Annotated in this window: 16 protein-coding genes; 5 read left to right on the top strand and 11 right to left on the bottom strand. The window is 65.0% G+C overall.

All coding sequences use genetic code 11. The features are described from left to right. Positions 1-57: 57 nt before the first annotated feature. Complete coding sequence (secB, locus tag HCZ97_RS09250; protein ID WP_167688419.1) at positions 58-543, bottom strand: protein-export chaperone SecB; 486 nt, start codon at positions 541-543, stop codon at positions 58-60. Positions 544-635: 92 nt separating this feature from the next. Next, on the bottom strand, positions 636-1,130 hold the full coding sequence (locus HCZ97_RS09245) for an FxsA family protein (RefSeq protein WP_167688418.1): 495 nt from the start codon (positions 1,128-1,130) through the stop codon (positions 636-638). 103 nt (positions 1,131-1,233) lie between these two features. Here HCZ97_RS09245 and HCZ97_RS09240 point away from each other — a divergent pair, with 103 nt between their 5' ends. The 4 genes from HCZ97_RS09240 to HCZ97_RS09225 all read left to right on the top strand — a co-directional run bounded on the left by HCZ97_RS09240 (position 1,234) and on the right by HCZ97_RS09225 (position 4,550). Next, positions 1,234-1,893 (top strand): Tim44/TimA family putative adaptor protein, encoded by a 660-nt coding sequence (locus HCZ97_RS09240; RefSeq protein WP_167688417.1) that lies wholly within the window; start codon positions 1,234-1,236, stop codon positions 1,891-1,893. Next, positions 1,890-2,984, top strand: coding sequence for a murein transglycosylase A (locus HCZ97_RS09235; RefSeq protein ID WP_167688416.1), 1,095 nt, complete (start codon positions 1,890-1,892; stop codon positions 2,982-2,984). The genes HCZ97_RS09240 and HCZ97_RS09235 overlap by 4 nt, the downstream gene beginning before the upstream one ends. Further along, positions 2,981-3,598: a Smr/MutS family protein gene (locus tag HCZ97_RS09230; protein WP_167688415.1), complete on the top strand. Its 618-nt coding sequence runs from the start codon at positions 2,981-2,983 to the stop codon at positions 3,596-3,598. The genes HCZ97_RS09235 and HCZ97_RS09230 overlap by 4 nt, the downstream gene beginning before the upstream one ends. 61 nt (positions 3,599-3,659) lie before the next feature. Continuing rightward, positions 3,660-4,550 (top strand): NAD(P)-dependent oxidoreductase, encoded by an 891-nt coding sequence (locus tag HCZ97_RS09225; protein ID WP_167688414.1) that lies wholly within the window; start codon positions 3,660-3,662, stop codon positions 4,548-4,550. A 130-nt stretch (positions 4,551-4,680) separates the two neighbouring features. Here HCZ97_RS09225 and hslU read toward each other — a convergent pair whose 3' ends face one another. The 3 genes from hslU to hslV all read right to left on the bottom strand — a co-directional run bounded on the left by hslU (position 4,681) and on the right by hslV (position 7,708). Further along, a complete protein-coding gene (gene hslU, locus HCZ97_RS09220; protein WP_167688413.1) occupies positions 4,681-5,988 on the bottom strand; it encodes an ATP-dependent protease ATPase subunit HslU in 1,308 nt (435 codons plus the stop codon). 93 nt (positions 5,989-6,081) lie between these two features. Next, the gene (locus HCZ97_RS09215; protein ID WP_167688412.1) at positions 6,082-7,158 is read right to left on the bottom strand and encodes a hypothetical protein; all 1,077 of its coding nucleotides are present in this window, start codon (positions 7,156-7,158) and stop codon (positions 6,082-6,084) included. Further along, a complete protein-coding gene (hslV, locus tag HCZ97_RS09210) occupies positions 7,151-7,708 on the bottom strand; it encodes an ATP-dependent protease subunit HslV (RefSeq protein ID WP_167688411.1) in 558 nt (185 codons plus the stop codon). The genes HCZ97_RS09215 and hslV overlap by 8 nt, the downstream gene beginning before the upstream one ends. 120 nt (positions 7,709-7,828) lie before the next feature. Between hslV and HCZ97_RS09205 the strand changes: the two genes are divergently transcribed. Further along, complete coding sequence (locus HCZ97_RS09205) at positions 7,829-8,752, top strand: hypothetical protein (protein WP_167688410.1); 924 nt, start codon at positions 7,829-7,831, stop codon at positions 8,750-8,752. A 60-nt stretch (positions 8,753-8,812) separates the two neighbouring features. Here HCZ97_RS09205 and trxA read toward each other — a convergent pair whose 3' ends face one another. From trxA to tsaE, 6 genes are read right to left on the bottom strand one after another with little or no spacing between them, the layout of a single operon-like run. Then, positions 8,813-9,133, bottom strand: a complete 321-nt coding sequence (trxA, locus tag HCZ97_RS09200; protein ID WP_167688409.1) for a thioredoxin — start codon at positions 9,131-9,133, stop codon at positions 8,813-8,815. Positions 9,134-9,187: 54 nt separating this feature from the next. Continuing rightward, positions 9,188-12,577, bottom strand: a complete 3,390-nt coding sequence (gene addA / locus HCZ97_RS09195) for a double-strand break repair helicase AddA (RefSeq protein ID WP_167688408.1) — start codon at positions 12,575-12,577, stop codon at positions 9,188-9,190. After that, complete coding sequence (gene addB, locus HCZ97_RS09190; protein WP_167688407.1) at positions 12,574-15,495, bottom strand: double-strand break repair protein AddB; 2,922 nt, start codon at positions 15,493-15,495, stop codon at positions 12,574-12,576. The genes addA and addB overlap by 4 nt, the downstream gene beginning before the upstream one ends. Beyond that, complete coding sequence (locus HCZ97_RS09185; protein WP_167688406.1) at positions 15,488-16,174, bottom strand: nucleotidyltransferase family protein; 687 nt, start codon at positions 16,172-16,174, stop codon at positions 15,488-15,490. Before HCZ97_RS09185 ends, addB begins: the two co-directional genes overlap by 8 nt. Next, entirely contained in the window at positions 16,150-17,169 is a 1,020-nt protein-coding gene (locus HCZ97_RS09180; protein ID WP_167688405.1) for an aminoglycoside phosphotransferase family protein, read from the bottom strand. The genes HCZ97_RS09185 and HCZ97_RS09180 overlap by 25 nt, the downstream gene beginning before the upstream one ends. Then, entirely contained in the window at positions 17,166-17,645 is a 480-nt protein-coding gene (gene tsaE / locus HCZ97_RS09175) for a tRNA (adenosine(37)-N6)-threonylcarbamoyltransferase complex ATPase subunit type 1 TsaE (protein ID WP_167688404.1), read from the bottom strand. The genes HCZ97_RS09180 and tsaE overlap by 4 nt, the downstream gene beginning before the upstream one ends. Positions 17,646-17,690 lie beyond the last annotated feature (45 nt).

Here is a 17,690-nt window from a genome sequence, read left to right as displayed (position 1 = left end):
ATAGCACGCACCCTACGGGATCTTGGGGGTGCGTGAGGCCACGCACCCGGATCGGGATCAGTTCGCGGGCTGCTGAGCCGCGGCGCGGCGTTGCAGTTCCGCGCGGTACAGGGCAACGAAGTCGATCGTGTCCAGGTTCAGCGGCGGGAAGCCACCGTCGCGCGTCACGTCGGACACGATGCGGCGCACGAAGGGGAACAGCATGCGCGGGCATTCGATCAGCAGGAAGGGATGCATCTGCTCTTCCGGCACGCCTTCGATGTTGAACAGGCCGACATATTCCAGCTCCATCAGGAACATCGGATCACCGCTGTCCTTGGCGTTGGAATTCACGGTCAGCTTCATCAGCACTTCGTACTGATTTTCGGTCTCGCGCTTCTTGGCGTCCAGGGCCACCTGCACCTTCACGTCCGGCTGCACCTGGCCGGTGGAGGGTTTGCGGGACAGGATGTTTTCGAACGACATGTCCCGGATGTACTGGGTCAGGACGTTCATCTTCACCTGGGGTGCCTGCTGGGCGGCACCGTTTTGCGCGTCGGTCATCAATCGGCTCCTGCGGAGTGAAATTCAGGTCAGCGAGGTGGTAGCAGTATTGCCGGGGCGTCTCAACGTTTCATTACCGATGATGCGCCGCTTCAGTGCTTGGTCCAGCCAGAGGGGCGATGGGTCGGGCGTTTCGGGGGCTCTACCTCGGTATACTCGCCTTCGATCACGTCGGACTGGCCGGAGGCGCCATAGGGATCGCGCCGGTATTCCGTCTGCGAGCCATAGGAAAAGCTTTTCATTTTCACGCGCTTTTTCAGGAAGCCGAAGGCGGCGTGGCGGAACGCGGGGGTCAGCAGGGCAAAGCCAAGGGCATCGGTGAAGAAGCCCGGCGTCAGTAGCAGGGCGCCGGCCAGCAGGATCATCGCCGCATCCGCGAGCGGCGCGGAGGGATCGGACAGTTCATTGAAACTGCGCTGGATATTCCCGATAGCCTGCATCCCCTGCTGGCGGACCAGCCAGGTGCCCAGGACCGCGGTGCCCAGCACGATTGCAAGCGTCGGCCACAGGCCGATCAGGCCGCCGACCTGGATGAAGAGCGCGATCTCGATCAGCGGGACCGCTATGAAGGCCAGAAGCAGCCACATGAATGTTACTCCTTATTCTCCGGAAACGTGGACTCGGTGCACCCTGTCACCTACATAGGGAGGAGAGCAGAATTTACCATGGCCGGAGGCCCGAGAGGTACAGATGTCGTCGCCAATTCTACAACTCCTCGTCCTAGCAGGGATCGCTATTTTCCTGATCCTGAGGTTGCGGAGTGTTCTTGGCACCCGTGAAGGGTACGAAAAACCGCCCGCCCCGACGCAGCCCCATGCAGATACCCGCAGCAGCACCTTCGAGGTGATTGAAGGCGGGCCCGATCCGGATATCACGGATCACGTTGCGGAAGACAGCCAGGCCGCCCGTGCCCTGGCGCAGATGAAGGCCGTGGAGCCCCATTTCAACGTCGCGGAATTCCTGACCGGTGCCCGTGCGGCCTATGAGATGATCCTCATGGGCTTTGAAAAGGGCGACCTGTCCGAGGTGAAAGATTTCCTGGCCGAGGATGTCCATGACAGCTTCGCAGAGGTGATCGCGGCCCGTGAACAACAGGGCCTGACCGTCGAGGCAGAGTTCGTCGGCGTGCGGGAAATGACCTTGAACGCGGCCGAGTTCGATCCCAAGACCCAGACCGCGGAAATGACCGTGCGGTTCCTTGGCCAGATCATCCAGGTGGTGCGCGATGCCTCTGGTGACATCGTCGAGGGCGAGCCGGGCAAGGTGAAGACCCTGAAGGACAGCTGGACCTTCGAGCGGAAGATGGGCAGCGACGACCTGAACTGGTACCTGGTCGCGACGGGTGAATGACCCTGCGGGGTCTGGCGGCATATGCCCTGACCCTGGCGCTCTCGACCGCGCCGCAATTGACGAATGCGCAGGAAGCGCCTCTGGAAACGGAGGCGCTTCCGCTTTTTCCGGAGGTGACCTATTCCGTCCTCTCCTACGCGGATCTGCCGGGTTGGACGGGGGATGACCATGCCGCCGCGCTTGAGGTTTTTCTGCGCACCTGTGGCGACCTGAGGGATGCCGACTGGGGCGCGATTTGTGCCCTGGCGCGCGAGCAGGCCGAAACGCCCCTGAGCGCGCGCGCTTTCTTCGAGCTGATCTTCACGCCGGTCCTGATCCAGGATGGTGCCCCCACCCTGTTCACCGGCTATTTCGAACCGGAAATCCCCGGCTCCCGGGTCCGGACAGAGGAATACCGCCATCCGCTCTACAGCCTGCCGCCCGACGCGCCCTCGGGCCAAAGCTGGTACACGCGGGCAGAGATCGACGCAGGCGCCCTGGCGGGCCGCGGGCTTGAGATCGCCTGGGTCGCCGACCCGGTCGCGCTGACCTTCCTGCAGATCCAGGGATCGGGGCGCATCGACCTGGAGGACGGCAGCCAGATCCGGCTGGGCTACGCGGGCAACAACGGTCACGAATACCGCTCCATCGGAGAGGAGATGGTCCGCCAGGGCATCTACGAGTGGAGCCAGGTCTCCATACCCGTGATCAGCAACTGGGTACGGCGTAACCCGCAGAAGGGCGCAGAGCTGCTGCGCACCAACCCCTCTTACGTCTTTTTCCGTGAAATTTCGGGCGTTACCCCCGAGGACGGGCCCAAGGGGGCGATGAACCGTCCCCTTACCAGCCGCCGCAGCCTTGCGGTGGATCCCCGCTATGTGCCATTGGGGGCCCCGGTCTGGATAGAGAAAGAGGGGTTCCGCGCCATGCGGCGATTGATGGTGGCTCAGGATACGGGCTCGGCCATCAAGGGGCCGCAGCGGGCCGATGTCTTCATGGGCACGGGCAGCGTTGCCCAGCGAGAGGCCGGGCGCGTCCGCGATACGGGTAGGATGGTCGTGCTGCTGCCGATCCAGAGGGCCTATGCCATGCTGGAAGAGGTCACGCCGTGAGCCGGCGCAGGCGTGTCCGCCCCGAGGAGCTTGAGCTCTGGAACAAGGTGGCCGGCACTGCTGAGCGCCTGGCGCCGGAGAAGAAGCCCTTTGCCCCCCACGCCCCCGCGCCCAAGGCGCCTGCGGGCGAAAAGCGCAAGGCCGCGCTGGAGCCCCCGGCCCCGCCGCATCGGCTGGAGCCCTTTCGGCTGGGCGAAAAGGCCACCCGCAGCGCCGGATCCCATGACCTGCTGGCGCCGATCCACGAACGCCTGCATGCCGCCCCGGTGCGCATGGACAAGAAGACCCATTCCCGGATGAAGAAGGGCAAGGTCGCGCCGGATGCCCGGATCGACCTGCACGGGATGACCGTGGACCGGGCGCACCGGGCCTTGACGGCCTTCATCCTGCGCGCGGTCTCCAATGACTGCCGCCTCGTGCTGGTCATCACCGGCAAGGGCCGTGACCGGGACGAGGACGGGCCGATTCCGGTCCGCCACGGCGTCCTGCGCCACCAGCTGCCCCACTGGCTGTCCCAGCCGCCCCTGTCGCACCTGGTGCTGCAGGTGACGGCCGCCCATCTTCGCCATGGCGGCACCGGCGCCTATTACGTCTATCTGCGCCGCAACCGCTGAGCTGGTTGCAGCTCTGGCCCGGCGGGGTCAGGATGGCCCGAAGGAAACAGGGAGGTCATCCATGCGCATCATGTTCACCGGCGGATCCGGCAAGGCCGGGCGTCACGCCATCGCTCATCTCATCGAACAGGGTCACCGGGTCCTGAACGTGGATCGGGTCCCGCTGGACATGCCGGGGGTGGAAACCCGGATCGCCGATATCACAGATGCCGGTCAGGTCTTTGACATCATGGCCAGCTATGCGGGCCTGGACGAGCTTGAGGCGGGGACCGGCGTGCCGAAGTTCGACGCGGTGGTGCATTTCGCGGCCATCCCCCGGATCCTCGTCACCTCGGACAACGAATGCTACCGGGTGAACGTGCTGGGCACCTACAACATCCTGGATGCCGCGGTGAAATTCGGCGTGCCAAAGGTGATCTTTGCCTCTTCCGAAACGACCTATGGCGTCTGTTTCGCGGATGGGGAGCGCAAGCCGGAGTACGTGCCCGTGGACGAGGATCACCCCACCGTGCCGGAGGACAGCTATGCCATGTCCAAGGTGGTGAACGAGGTCACGGCGCGCAGCTTCCAGCAGCGCTCTGGCATCGACATCTACGGGCTTCGGATCAACAACGTGATCGAGCCGCATGAATACGCCCGCGACTTCCCACAATATATTGCGGATCCATCCCTGCGCCGCCGCAACATCTTTGCTTACATCGACGCGCGGGATCTGGGTCACATGGTGGATTGCTGCCTGAAGACGGATGGCCTGGGCTACGAGGTCTTCAACGTCTCCAATGACGACAGCTCTGTCGACATGCCGACGGATGAGATCATCAGCACCTTCTACGAAGGTGTTCCGGTGCGTGCGGAGATGGGGCCGCAGGATACCTTCTATGCCAATGGCAAGGCCAAGCAGATGGTCGGTTTCACCCCGAAACACGGCTGGCGGCGCTACGTGGAGCGCTAGAGGCGCATTTCCATCCTGGTGTGATCAAAGGCGCAGGCGGTCGAGGCCGCCTGCCCTTGCGCGGTCTGCGGCGTAGACGCCACGGGACCGGGCCATGGGCGGCGGCCAGGCGGGCCACCGCCCATGCGTGTTACAGCACGTAGCGGCTGAGGTCGGTGGAGGCCGCGAGCTGGCCCACGTTTTTCTCGACGAAGGCCGCATCGACCGAGACGACCTCTCCGGTGCGGTCGGGCGCGGTGAAGGAGAGCTCTTCGAAAACGCGTTCGATCACCGTGTAAAGGCGACGGGCGCCGATGTTCTCCACGCTGGCGTTCACCTCTGCGGCGATGCGGGCGATGGCGTGAATGCCGTCTTCTGTGAATTCGACCTTCACCTCTTCCGTGCCCAGCATCTCTGCGTATTGGCGGGTCAGGGCGTTGTCCGTTTCCGTCAGGATGCGCACGAAGTCCTCTTCCGTCAGCGCGCGCAGCTCGACCCGGATCGGCAGGCGGCCCTGAAGCTCGGGCAGCAGGTCAGAGGGCTTGGCGATGTGGAAGGCGCCGGAGGCAATGAACAGGATGTGGTCCGTCTTGACCGGGCCATGCTTGGTGGAAACGGTCGTGCCTTCGATCAGCGGCAGCAGGTCGCGCTGCACCCCCTCGCGGGAGACATCGCCGCCACGGGCGTCCTGGCGGGCGCAGACCTTGTCGATCTCATCCAGGAAGACGATGCCGTTTTCCTCGACCGATTTCAGCGCGGCGCGGTTCACGGTTTCATCGTCCAGAAGCTTGTCGGCCTCTTCGCTGATCAGCAGCTCATAGCTGTCCGCCACGCGCAGCTTCTTGGTGACCGTCCGTCCGCCGAAGGCCTTCCCGAAGATATCGCCCAAGTTCATCATGCCCATCTGGCCGGAGGGCTGGCCGGGAATGTCCATCGCGCCGAGCGGGTTGGAGTTATCCGCCACCTCGAGAGAGATGATCGTGTCGTCAAGCTGGCCGTCGCGCAGCTTCTTGCGGAACATCTCGCGCGTGCCTTCGCGGGCGTCCGTGCCGGCGATGGCGTCGATCACGCGCTCTTCGGCGGAATCATGGGCCTTGGCCTTCACGTCTTCGCGCATGTATTCGCGGGTCTGGGCGATGGCGCTGTCCACCAGGTCACGCACGATCTGTTCCACGTCGCGGCCGACATAGCCGACCTCCGTGAACTTCGTGGCCTCGACCTTGATGAAGGGCGCGCGTGCCAGCTTGGCCAGGCGGCGCGAGATCTCTGTCTTGCCGACGCCGGTCGGGCCGATCATCAGGATGTTCTTGGGATAAACTTCGTCACGAAGGTCGTCGGACAGTTTCTTGCGGCGCCAGCGGTTGCGAAGGGCCACGGCCACGGCGCGCTTGGCGTCCTTTTGTCCGATGATGAAACGGTCCAGTTCCGAGACGATTTCACGGGGGGTGAGGTCGGTCATTCTTCCGTCCTTTCGGGGATCAGCCTGCGGCGCGGGGCGCTTGGCCCTGGCACGCAAGGGCGTGGTGTCGTGTGAGGATATGGGAAAATCGGCTCATGCGGCTTCGGCGCCATAGGGCGGCAGACGGTCTTTGCCGGGGAAGGACGGCAGCGCGCGCATCAGGGCACAGCGCACCTGGATCCAGTAAGAGCCGAGCAGCGTCAGGAAGACGCCCATGAAGAGGAAGACGAAGATCCAGTTGCCTCCGTCGCCGGTGAGGTTGGTGGCGTAGCTCAGCAGGAAGATGAAGTATCCGATGCCTGCCGTCAGGAAGGACCGCCGGTCCAGCACCAGGGCCAGCAGTGCAATCACCACGAGTGCCGCCGCCATCAGCCAGTAGCCCAGCCCCGGCCCAAGCGCGAGGCAGCTTTGCGCGATCGTGTGGACCAGCGCCGTGGCCGCCACGATGTGCAGCCAGAAGCCGGAGGCGGACATGCGCCCCAGCCGATGCGGGTCGCGCATGTCGAACCATGTGCCCCCCGCCAGGGCCAGCAGGCCGACCAGTAGCGTGCCCCAGGCCAGCACGGAGCCGGCGCCCAGGTCGAAGGGGTTTTCCGACATTCCCACCGGGTTGGACGTCACCGCCAGCGAGAGCACGGCGAACAGCCCGGTCAGCCCCAGCAGGAACATCGTGAAGGGGACGCGGAAGAAGCGGAACCAGATCAGAAGCGCCGCGGCGACAATGCCCGAAAGCGCCAGCCATGGCAGGACGTTGGGGTCCGCGAAGATCAGCGGATCGACGTCTTCCCAGCTTAGCGGCAGGTCCAGAAGCGATGCAGCTACTGCAAGGACGGCCAGCCCGAAGGCGGTCACCAGCAGGATCGAGGGCAGCATCATCCGCCGTTTCAGGGTGAAGTAGCGCGCCAGCATCCAGATGCAGGCCGCGCCGATGGTCATCATGACGGGGATGTTGATCGCCAGCGCCAGGCCGAAGCCGCCCAGGATCAGGATGCCCAGGCCCACGGCCACGAAGATTTCAGAGAAACCCTTGAACAGCTCGAAGGGTTCGTCTTCTACCTGCCGCGCACCGGCGCGTTGCTGTGCGAGTACGCTGACAGAGGCCGCCTGTGCCTCTGTCAGGTGACCGGCTGCGACGGCTGCCCGAAGGTCATCGGATGTGATTTCAGGCAAGGATCGTTTCCACGGTCAGGTTGCCATTGGTGTAGACGCAGATATCGGCGGCGATGCCCATGGCGTTGCGCGCGATCTGTTCGGCGTCATCGACGTGGTCATAAAGTCCGCGCGCAGCGGCCAGCGCGAAGTTCCCGCCGGAGCCGATCGCGGCAATGTCGTTTTCCGGTTCAAGCACATCGCCCGCGCCGGTGATGACGAACAGGTCCGTGCCATCCGTCACGATCAGCATCGCTTCGAGCTTCTGCAGGTACTTGTCCGTCCGCCAGTCCTTGGCCAGGTCGACAGAGGCACGCGCCAGCTGGCCCGGCATTGCCTCAAGCTTGCCTTCCAGGCGCTCCAGAAGGGTGAAGGCATCGGCAGTGGAGCCCGCGAAACCGCAGACCACGTCATGCCCACCGGGAGAGATCCGGCGCACCTTGCGGGCCGTGCCCTTGATGACGGTTTGACCCAGGGACACCTGGCCATCCCCCGCGACGACAACCTTGCCGCCCTTGCGGACGCCTATGATGGTGGTGCCGTGCCAGCCGGGAAATTCGCTCTCTGCCATAATTCGCTCCTTCGATCTGGAGGGCTATATGAGGGTGCCACGCTTGCGGGGCAAGGGTTGAGCGGTTTTGAAGCCATATCCCGCTTGCCCGGCGAAGGGGCCGCGTCTAGCCTCTGGCACATGAGTGTCACCCGGGAAATGCGCCTGTATCTTGAGCCGGAGCTGCGGCGCAGCGCGCTGGCGGGTGAGCATAATTTTCTGAACATCACCCTGTCCCTGCTGCGCGAAGCGGGCTTCGCGGTAGAGATCCTTGGCACCGGCGCGGAGGAACGTGCTGCCGCTCCGGGCCGGCCCGGCTATGCCCTGTTCCACATGGAGCAGCCGACCCATGACCGGGCGATGACCTTCCGGCGGGTCTACCAATACCCGTTCTGGACCATCGAGCCCTTCGCGGAGCGCTGGCAGTGGCGCGTGGCCCAGACGGAGTTTCCCGCCGGGAGGATCAGCCGGCGACAGGCTGACCAGTTCTATGCGCGCTGGCAGAAACGGCTGTTCGGAGAGGCGCCGCAGCGCACCACGCGGGATGGCTTCGTCTATGTGCCGCTGCAGGGCCGGCTGCTGAATCACCGCTCCTTCCAGCACTGCGCGCCGGTGGAGATGCTTGAGCGTATCCTTGAGCGCGATCCGCAGCGTGATGTCGTGGCGACCCTGCACCCGAAGGAGGTCTACACCCCCGATGAGATCCGCGCCGTTGAACGTCTGTGCGACCGCTTCCCCCGGCTGACCATATCCGATCGAGACATGGTGACCTGCCTGACCCATTGCGATTACGTCGTGACCGAGAATTCCTCGGCCGCGTTTTCTGGATTCTTCTTCGGTAAGCCGGCCCTGCTTTTTGCCGGGATCGACTTTCACCACATCGCCCTGGGGCCAGAGGATTTCGATAGGATCGCCAGCCATGACCCCGATTACGCGGGCTACATCTGGTGGTTCTGGCAGGAGATGAGCATAAATGCTGGGCGTGAAGACGCGCCGCTCAAGGTTTCGCTGGCGCTGCGGCGCTGTGGTGTGCCCCTGTCGCGCTATGATGTCACGAATGAGTGATCAGGTATGAAAAAGGGCGCCCGAAGGCGCCCCGTTCCGAAAATCTGTAGCCCCGGCGGCTTAGATGGATTCGTTGATCCAGTTCTGAAGCGCGGCTTTCGGCGCGGCACCGGTGCGGTTGGAGATGATCTCTCCGTTCTTGAAGATGAAGAGCGCGGGGATGCCGCGAACGCCCATTGCCTGAACGGACGTGGGGTTGGAATCCGCATCCACCTTCACGATTTTCAGTTTGCCTTCCATCTCTTCGGCGATTTCTTCCAAAGCCGGGGCAATCTGCTTACAGGGGCCGCACCATTCGGCCCAGATGTCCACCAGTACGGGGATATCGGAATTCTTGACTTCGGATTCGAAGGTTTCGTCGGTGACGGCGTGGGTCGTCATTTCATCTCTCCTTGAAAGGAATTTGTCTGAACCTAAGAGCCGTACGGCACCGGGTCAAGGTGAGCCCGCGCGCTGCAAGGCCGCCATGACCAAATCATGGGGCAGCGGCATCAGGGTGGCCGTGCGGGTCCACAGAAGCGCCGTGCGAATGGTCAGGTCCGGATAGATCTGGGCCAGCGCGGCTGCATAGGCGCCCATCTGGCGCAACAGGCCGTCGGGCACGTCCTCTGCCCGCTCGGGCACCACGGCATTGGTCTTGAAGTCCACGGCCAGCACGTGATCGTCGCTGACGATCAGCCGGTCGATGGTGCCGTGAATGCGCTGGTTCCCCAGTTCCGGCAGCGCGGCGGACACGGAGACCTCCGGCAGGGCGTCCTCGGTGAACAGGCGGCGGGTGCTGTCTCTTGTCAGCACTGCGCGCGCCTCTGCGGTCAGCAGTGCCAGTTCCGCGCCCTCGGTCATGTCGGTGCCGGCGGACAGCAGCCGGCCAGCGGCGGTGCCCCATTCGCCTTCGGGTAGCAGGGGCAGGTGTTCGAGCAGCAGGTGAACCTGGCGGCCGCGACGCAGGGCCGCGTCTTCGTCAAGCCCGGCCTCTCCGGGAAGGGCTTTTGCCCCGCCAAGCCCGGAGGGACTGAGCGTGGGGTCCGGCCCGGCCGCTACTGGTGCGCGGGTCATGGCCCAGTCCGGCAGGGTGACCTGTTCTTCCGCCTGCGGGATCTCTTCGCGGAACTCCATCGCCGCCCAGTCGCCGGTTTCCAGGCGCAGGCCGTCGCCGCCGGGCATCGGATGGGCCTCTGCGCCCATTTCCTCCATCGCGGCGGCGATGCGGGCGTACCAATCCTTGCCGTCCTTGCCGAGCGTTCCCGCCCCGGCGACCACAAGCCACTTTTCCGCCCGCGTCATGGCGACATAGAGCAGCCGGTCCTGTTCCTGGCGCAGCTTCTCCACCTTGGCCTCGCGCAGCGCACGGTAGGCGGCCGGGGCCTCTGCCTGGGGCACGGACCAGAGCGGCACATCGGCGGCGGGCACGACCTTGTCATCAAACTTGGGGGCAGAGATCAGGGTTTCAGGCAGGATCACCACCGGGGCCTCCAGACCCTTGGAGCCATGGACCGTCATCACCCGGATCTGGTCCCCGGCGCTGTCGAGCTGGCGCTTGATCTCAAGCGCGCCTGCCTCCATCCAGACCAGGAAACCGGTCAGGCTGGGCACCTCTGTCTGTTCGTAGACCAGCGCCTGGTCCAGCAGCGCATCGACGCCATCTTCCGCCTCTTCGCCCAGTCGCCCAAGCAGTTTGCGCCGCCCGTCATGGCGGGTCAGGATCCGTTCGATCAGGTCATAGGGGCGCAGGAAGTCCGACTGGCCCAGAAGGTCCGAAAGCACCGCGATCACCGCGGGAAATTCGGCAGCGCGTTTTTCCAAGGCATGCCAGAGCGTCACCCGTTCGGCGCGCTTGTGGGCCAGATCGAAAAGCGCCTGTTCGTCCCAGCCGAAGAGCGGCGATTTCAGCGCAGCGGCCAGCGAGAGGTCATCCTCCGGCAGGGCGAGGAAGCTGAGAAGCGCGGTGATGTCGCGCACGGCAAGTTCTGCCGCGACCTTCAAGCGGTCCGCACCCGCGATCGGCAGGCGTGCCTGCTTGCATGCTCGGATCAGTTCGTTGAACAGGGCGGAGCGGCGGCGCACCAGGATCAGGATATCTCCGGCGCGGATCGGACGGGCTGCATACGTTCCCGTATGCCCGATCTCTTCCGGGATCACCTGCCCCTGATCCAGCATCTCGCGGATCTGTCCGGCGATGCTTTGAGCCAGAAGGACGTTGTGGTTGGTCTGCGCCAACTTGTCGACGGGATCGAACCAGGCACGATCATCCTTGCCGTCGGTCTTTTCTACCAGCGGCCAGAGGTCGACGCGGCCCGGCATGGCGTTCTTGAAGGCGCGGTGGCGTTGATCGGTGGTAAAGCCGGCCTCTTCACGCCCGTCAAAGACCCGGTCCACCAGGGACAGGATCGCATCGGCGGATCGGAAGGAATATTCAAGCTCCAGCACCTGGAGCGGCTTGCCGGTTTCCTGAAGCTGGGCCCCGAAATCCATGCGCATCCGGTCGAATTCGGACGGGTCCGCGCCCTGGAAGGAATAGATCGACTGCTTCTTGTCGCCCACAACGAAGATCGTGCGCAGCACGTCATCCCGCGCGCCGGCGCCAGAGGTGAACTCCCGCGCTAGGGCGGCGACGACCTGCCATTGCACCGGGCTGGTGTCCTGCGCCTCGTCGACGAGGATGTGGTCAATCCCCCCGTCCAGCCGCCAGAGAACCCATTGGGACACGGCGCTGTCGGTCAGCAGGTCGCGGGTGCGCAGGATAAGGTCATCGAAATCAAGCCAACCGCGGGCTTCCTTCGCGGCGGCGTAGCGCGGCAGGAAGGCGCGGGCAAAGTCCTGAAGGACACGGGCGCGCTCCTTTGCCGCCAGCGCCAGGCGCAGATCGCGGGTCTCCGCGACGCGGGCCTGCCAGTCCTCAAGCTCTGGCATGAGGTGGGCGAAGGCCTTCTTCACCGCGGCAGAGGGAAAGCGGCTGGCCGGAGAGAAGGGCTGTTTGGCCCCCGCGCCCGTTAGGAACTTGTCCTCAAGGATCGGCAGGGCCTCAAGGGATCGCCCGTTGATCTGGGAAAGCGCCTCAAGCGCCTTCTGATCCCCACCCGTCGTTCCCGCGCGGAGCGCTTCACAAAGTCGCGGCAATAGGTCCATGTCCTGCGCGGTAAAGGCCATGTCCAGCAAGCCATCGGGATCCGTGCCCGAGGGCAGGCCAAGCACTTGGTCAAGCTCGGCATCGCTTAAAGGGGCCTGGAAGAGGTCACGGTGCTTGGCGATCTCTGCGGTCAGGTCGCGGAAGCTTTCGTCGCGCAGCGCCAGCGCGGCACGTGTCAGCACATGGGTGTCCGCGCTGGTGGCGATCTCTTCCACCACGGTGTCGCGCAGGATCAGGGCGTTGCGGTCGTCGATCTCCTGGAACTGGGGGGATACGCCGGCTTCCAGCGGGAAGCGGCGCAGCAGGGCCGCGCAGAAGGAATGGATGGTCTGGATCTTCAGCCCGCCCGGCGTCTCAATGGCCGAGGCGAAAAGCGTGCGGGCCCGGGCCAGCCGGGCGCTGTCGATCTCGTCCTCGACGCCAAGACGGGCAAGGGCGGCGCGCAGGTCCGCATCCGCCAGCATCGCCCACTCCCCAAGCCGCTTGAACAGCCGGTTCTGCATCTCCGACGCTGCAGCCTTGGTATAGGTCAGGCAGAGGATGTTCTGCGGCGAAACCCCATCCAGCAGCAGGCGGGCCACGCGGTCCGTCAACACGCGGGTCTTGCCGGAGCCGGCATTGGCCGACAGCCAGGTCGAGGCATCCGGCCGTGCGGCCAGGATCTGCCGGGCAGAGGCGGGATCGCGGGGGGCGTTCATTCCACGGGCCTCCGGTCCGGTTGCTGCGTCACGTCCCATTCGCCGTGGCGGGCCAGCTGGTCATAATCGCTTTCATCCGTCATCTCGAACATGGCGCGGCGGGCGACGTAGCCGCGATTCGGCTCAAGCCAGGCGCGGACCAGTTCGGTGAATTCTTCCCAGATCTTTCCGGGCGGCTCATCGTCTAGTGGGGCCGGCATCTCTACTGGCTTGGTCCCAAGGCCGATATAGACAGCGCGGGCCACGGGGCGGGGGCCGATCTCTCCGAAGCCGGAGCGTTCGGCGATGGCGGCTTCCAGCAGCAGCTGCTTGTCGAAATAGGTCTGCTTTTCCTTGGAGGGCGGCGCGCCGGTCTTGTAATCGAACAAGTGGTAGCGCCCGGCATGGTCCAGATCCACCCGGTCCGCCTTTGCGGCCAGGGTAAAGCCAAGTTCGCGGATCTCCGTCTTGGCGGCCTTCTCGGCGAGGATCTGCGCCGCCTCTTCCTGTCGCGCGGTCTCATGGGCGGTGAACCAGGGCGCGATCCGTGACAGGCGAGCACGCCAGAGCGCCCGGGTTTCGCCCCAGGGCACGTCCCGGGACAGGACCTCTTCCGCAACCTTGATCAGGGCGTCGGGGTCATTCGGGCAGCGGCCCTCGGTCACATCCTTGACGAAGCGTTCGATCACCTCGTGGCTGACGATGCCGCGCAGCATGGCATCGGGTTCGCGCATCAAAGGGTTCAGCTTTCGCAGACGCAGAATGCGGCGTGCATAGATCGCGTAGGGGTCCCGGATCAACCTTTGGACATCGGTGGCCCAAAGCTCTCTGGGGCGCGCCGCGACGGGGGGAGCGGGGGCCGGGCGCGGTGCGGGCGGTGTCTTGACCGGCGCCTCAACCAGACGGGCATGCGCCAACCATACGTCACCGTTTGCTTCCATCTGGTGCAGGGCGGCCTGTCCTTCTTCGCCGAGGCCGCCCAGCAGATTGGTCAGCCGGTTCAGCCAGCGCGATGGCACCGTTTCGGCATCCTGTGAGCGCACGGCACGGGACAGCCAGACCTCTCTTGCGCCGACGGCTTGCTGGAAGTCATGGGCGGAGAGGCCAATCTGGCGCTCCGGCAAAAGCAGCCCGGCAACCTGCCGCATCTGACGGTTAAGCCATGGGTCAGGGTTCGAGGCCTCTGGCCACGTCCCTTCGTTGAGCCCGCCCAGGATCACCAGGTCAGCACCCTGCACCCGTGCCTCCAGCGTGCCCCAGATCAGGATATGGGGATGCGGCGTATCTGCGTTGCGCAACTCACCGCCCGAGATCAGCGCATCAAACAGCGAGGCATAATCATAAGAAGAAAATTCGCCGCCGTATGGTGCTTCTTGTGCGAGCGACTCCATGAGGGCCTGGGCGGCCTCACCGGACTCCCGGGCCCAGAGCGTGCCTGTGCCATCCTCCATGCTGCCGTGAGAGATCCGTTCCGCCAAAGCGCGGTGGGCGGCAGTGCGGTCGGACAGCATCTGAGGCCCCGGTGAGGCGCTGTCGAGGAAGCAGGCACACAGCCACTCGGCCCAGGGGCCGGCGATCTCGTTGCTTTGCTTCAGGGCAAAGGCGCGAATGTCCTCTGCAGATGGCTGCGGGCGGGCGTTGGCACGCAGGTAAAGCTCCAGCCGCCGGGTCAGGGTAAGGTGGTGTAGGCGATACGATGCCGTATGTACTAGAGGGTGTTTCAGCAGGGTCAGCAGTTCCACCGCCGTGGGGGCCGAGGAAAAGAGCCGGGCGACCTGGCGCAAAAGACGGCCAGCCGGGGTAAGCTGAAGTGGGATACCCGCGGAATCGTCCGGCAGGATCCCCCAGCGGGCCAACGCGGAAGAGACCTGGCGCGTGAGCATCCGGTCAGGCGTGATAAGCGCGGCCATCTGCCCGTCCTCTGCCGCCTGGCGCAGCCGCAGGGCAATCGCCATGGCCTCGGCCCTGGGCGAGGGCGCCTTGATCAGCGTGATGTCCTTCGTGGGCTCCGTCAGGTCCCCAAGGCCCGGCCCCTCTGTCAGCCATTGGTGGGTGACCGGGGCAGGACGCAGCGCAAGAGAGATCAGCTTGTTCCGCGCCTGGTTCGACGCCGAATTGTCGGTCCAGCGGGACACGTCCCCCGCTTCGACGCCAAGGCTGAGCATCAGCTTGCGGAAGCGGTACTGGGGGTGGTCCTCACCCTTCAGGGGATCATCCAGCCGCTCCCAGACATGGTCGGGCTGGTCGAAATCGAAGCCGGGCAAGATGACCGCGCCTTGCGGAAGGCGGGCAATGGCCTGCATCAGAAGGTGCGTCGCACCACGCGACCCGGTGGAGCCGGCCAGCAGGATGGGGTGCTGGGGCGGGTTCACATCCCATTCGGCGATCAGCGTCTCGATCATGCGGCGTTGGCGCGCTTCGGGGTCCAGCACGTCATCATCGCGGGGAATGCTGTTGACGATCTCAAGGAAGCGCTGCGCGCGGGCCCAGTGGCCGGACAGGTCAGAGACATCCAGCGCGGCGATATCCTCTGGCGTGACCTTTTCCCCCTGCATCTCATCCAGCAGCTTGGCCAGGCTGTCGGCCAAGTCATAGAGAGAGGCGCGCGGCGCCAGCTCAGGCTCTGCATCCAGCAGGGCAGAGATCAGGCGGATCAGTTCCAGACGCCTGCGTATGGGAGAGACAGAGGGCGGAATGGGCGCGGCGCAGGTCAGGTCCGTCAGCAGTTGCAGACGCGGCAGAAGGCCCGGCGGACCGGCATCGAAGATCGCGCGGATCCGGCGGGACATGCGGCGGGTGTTCACGACCAGTTGCACACGGGCCATGGCGTGGGGCGGCTGATCCGCCATCCGTTCCTGCAGGCCACGCAGCAAGGCACGCGGGAAATCGGCACCGGAGGGCAGGCCGAAGATCCGGGGCTTGTCAGAGGGGTCAAACATCGCGGCTCAGCATCGCCTCGGCAGTGGCGATATGTTCTGGCCGGCCGACATCGCACCAAAGACCGGGATAGGCGGTTCCGTACAGCCGGCCACGGGCGATCATGCGCTTCCACAGCTCCCAGACGGAAAAGGCGGGGCCGCTGACCTCTGTCAGCAGGTCGGTCTTGAGGATCTGTGCGCCGGTGTAGTTCAGGCCCGGCCCAGGCGTCGCGCGGCCCTGCGGATCAAGGGTGAATTCGCCCTCTCCGGGATGGGCGAAGCTTTGTTCGGGGCGCACGCAGAGCAGCAGCCCATCCATGACCTCGGGGTCCCATGCATCGCGCAGGACCTGCAGGGCGGGCGGACCGGACCATGCAGCATCGGTGTTAAGGCAATAGACAGGCCCATCGCCCAGCAGGGGCAGCGCGTTCTGCAGCCCGCCCCCGGTATCCAGGATTTCCGGTTCTTCGCGGTTCACGGTCACGTCCGTGCCGGCGAAATGGGCTTCGACCTGGTCGGCCAGGTAATGTGCGTTCGCCACCTTGATCAGCGACATGCCCTGCGCCTGGTCAAGCGCATGGGTGATCAGCGGCTTGCCCGCGACCTCCACCAGCGGTTTCGGGCGCGTCTCCGTCAGGGGGCGCATCCGGGTGCCGAACCCGGCGGCGAAAAGCATCAGGGCAGCGGGTGAATGGCGCATTTGTCTCTCAGGATCTGCAGGGCTTCTGGCGTGGGGTCCGGCAGGTCGCGCAGGACGCGACCGCGCAGATCCGCCATGCCCGGACGTTCGAGGCTTCGGATCAGGTAGGCCCAGACACGCGGGATATAATCGACGTAATGGACCCGACCATAGGCCATGGACAGCCGTGCGAAGACGCCAAGAATTCGCAGGTTCCGCTGCACGCTGAGCAGGTCATAGGCCAGGCGGAAGCTGGGCTCGTCCAGGCGGGCGCTGCTGGTGAACTGCCCGATCATGGCCTCTTCCAGCGCCGGGGACACGTCGCGGCGGGCGTCCTGCAGCAGCGACATCAGGTCATAGGCGCGGTGCCCCAGCATGGCATCCTGGAAATCAAGCTGGCCGACGCGCGACGGGCCGTCCCGGTCCGGCAACCAGAGCAGGTTTTCCGCGTGGTAATCGCGCAGGATCAGCACCTCCGGCGTACCGGTACGCTCCTGAAGGAGCGTGGCGAAGGTCGTTGAAAACTGGTCGATCGCGGCGGGGGTCTGGCCGGTGACGCCCGCGCCGTACCATTCGTAGGCCAGGGCGGAGAGACGGGTCATCTCTGCGGCGTCATAGGGGCCGACACCGCTGGGCGGCGGCGCGGCGTGCAGGGTGATCAGCGCATCCCCTGCGGCTTCGTAGATCGGCCATTCCAGGTCCGGTTCCGCCTCCAGCACGCGGGCATAAAGCGCATCGCCAAGGTCTTCCAGCAGCAGGAACCCCCGCCGTTCATCCGCCGCATGGATTTGCGGGGCGGACAGGCCCAGGCCCAGAAGATGCCGGGCGATACGGACGAAGGGGCGCACGTCTTCGCCTTTTTCCGGCGGGGCGTCCATCAGCACCGCGCTGCGGCCGTCGGGATGCCACAGCCGGTCGTATTTCCGCATGGAGGCATCCCCGGCCAGCGGCGCGATCGCCGCCTCAGCCCAGTCGGTGCCTTCGATGAAATGCCGTTTGGCATCCATTCTGTTCATGCGCTTACCTTTTCGAACAGCGCCCGTTTTGCAGATGGGGCGCAGATGGTCACCAGTCGGACCTGTTCATCATCGGGATCGGTGGAAAAGTCCATCTGGATCGCGGATTGCGGCGTCAGATCGCCCAGCCGGTCGGGCCATTCGATCAGGCAGATGGCGGACGTGAAGGCCTCTTCCAGGCCAAGTTCAACCGCTTCAAGCGGATCACCCAGCCGGTAAAGATCCGCGTGCCAAAGCGGGCCTGCTGTGGTCTCGTATTCCTGGACAAGGGTGAAGGTGGGCGATGGCACGTCCTCCGGTATCTCCAGCAGGGACTGGATCAGGGATCGTGCGAAATGTGTCTTTCCCGCCCCGATCCCGCCGGACAACAGCAGCACGTCGCCGGGTGCCAGCTGGGTGCCAAGACGCTGCGCCAGGGCCGTGGTGGCCTCTGGCGAGTGTAGCGTGATCTCTGTGCGTAAGGTCTCTCTGCTCATGCGGCGAGAGTAGCGCCCGCGGCCTGTGCCGCAAGCGCCATCTTC

The organism is Pseudooceanicola sp. HF7 (assembly GCF_011806405.1).
Classification (GTDB): Bacteria; Pseudomonadota; Alphaproteobacteria; order Rhodobacterales; family Rhodobacteraceae; genus Pseudooceanicola.
The sequence above is the reverse complement of the archived record's forward strand: the minus strand, read 5'-3'. Positions and strand labels throughout refer to the sequence as shown.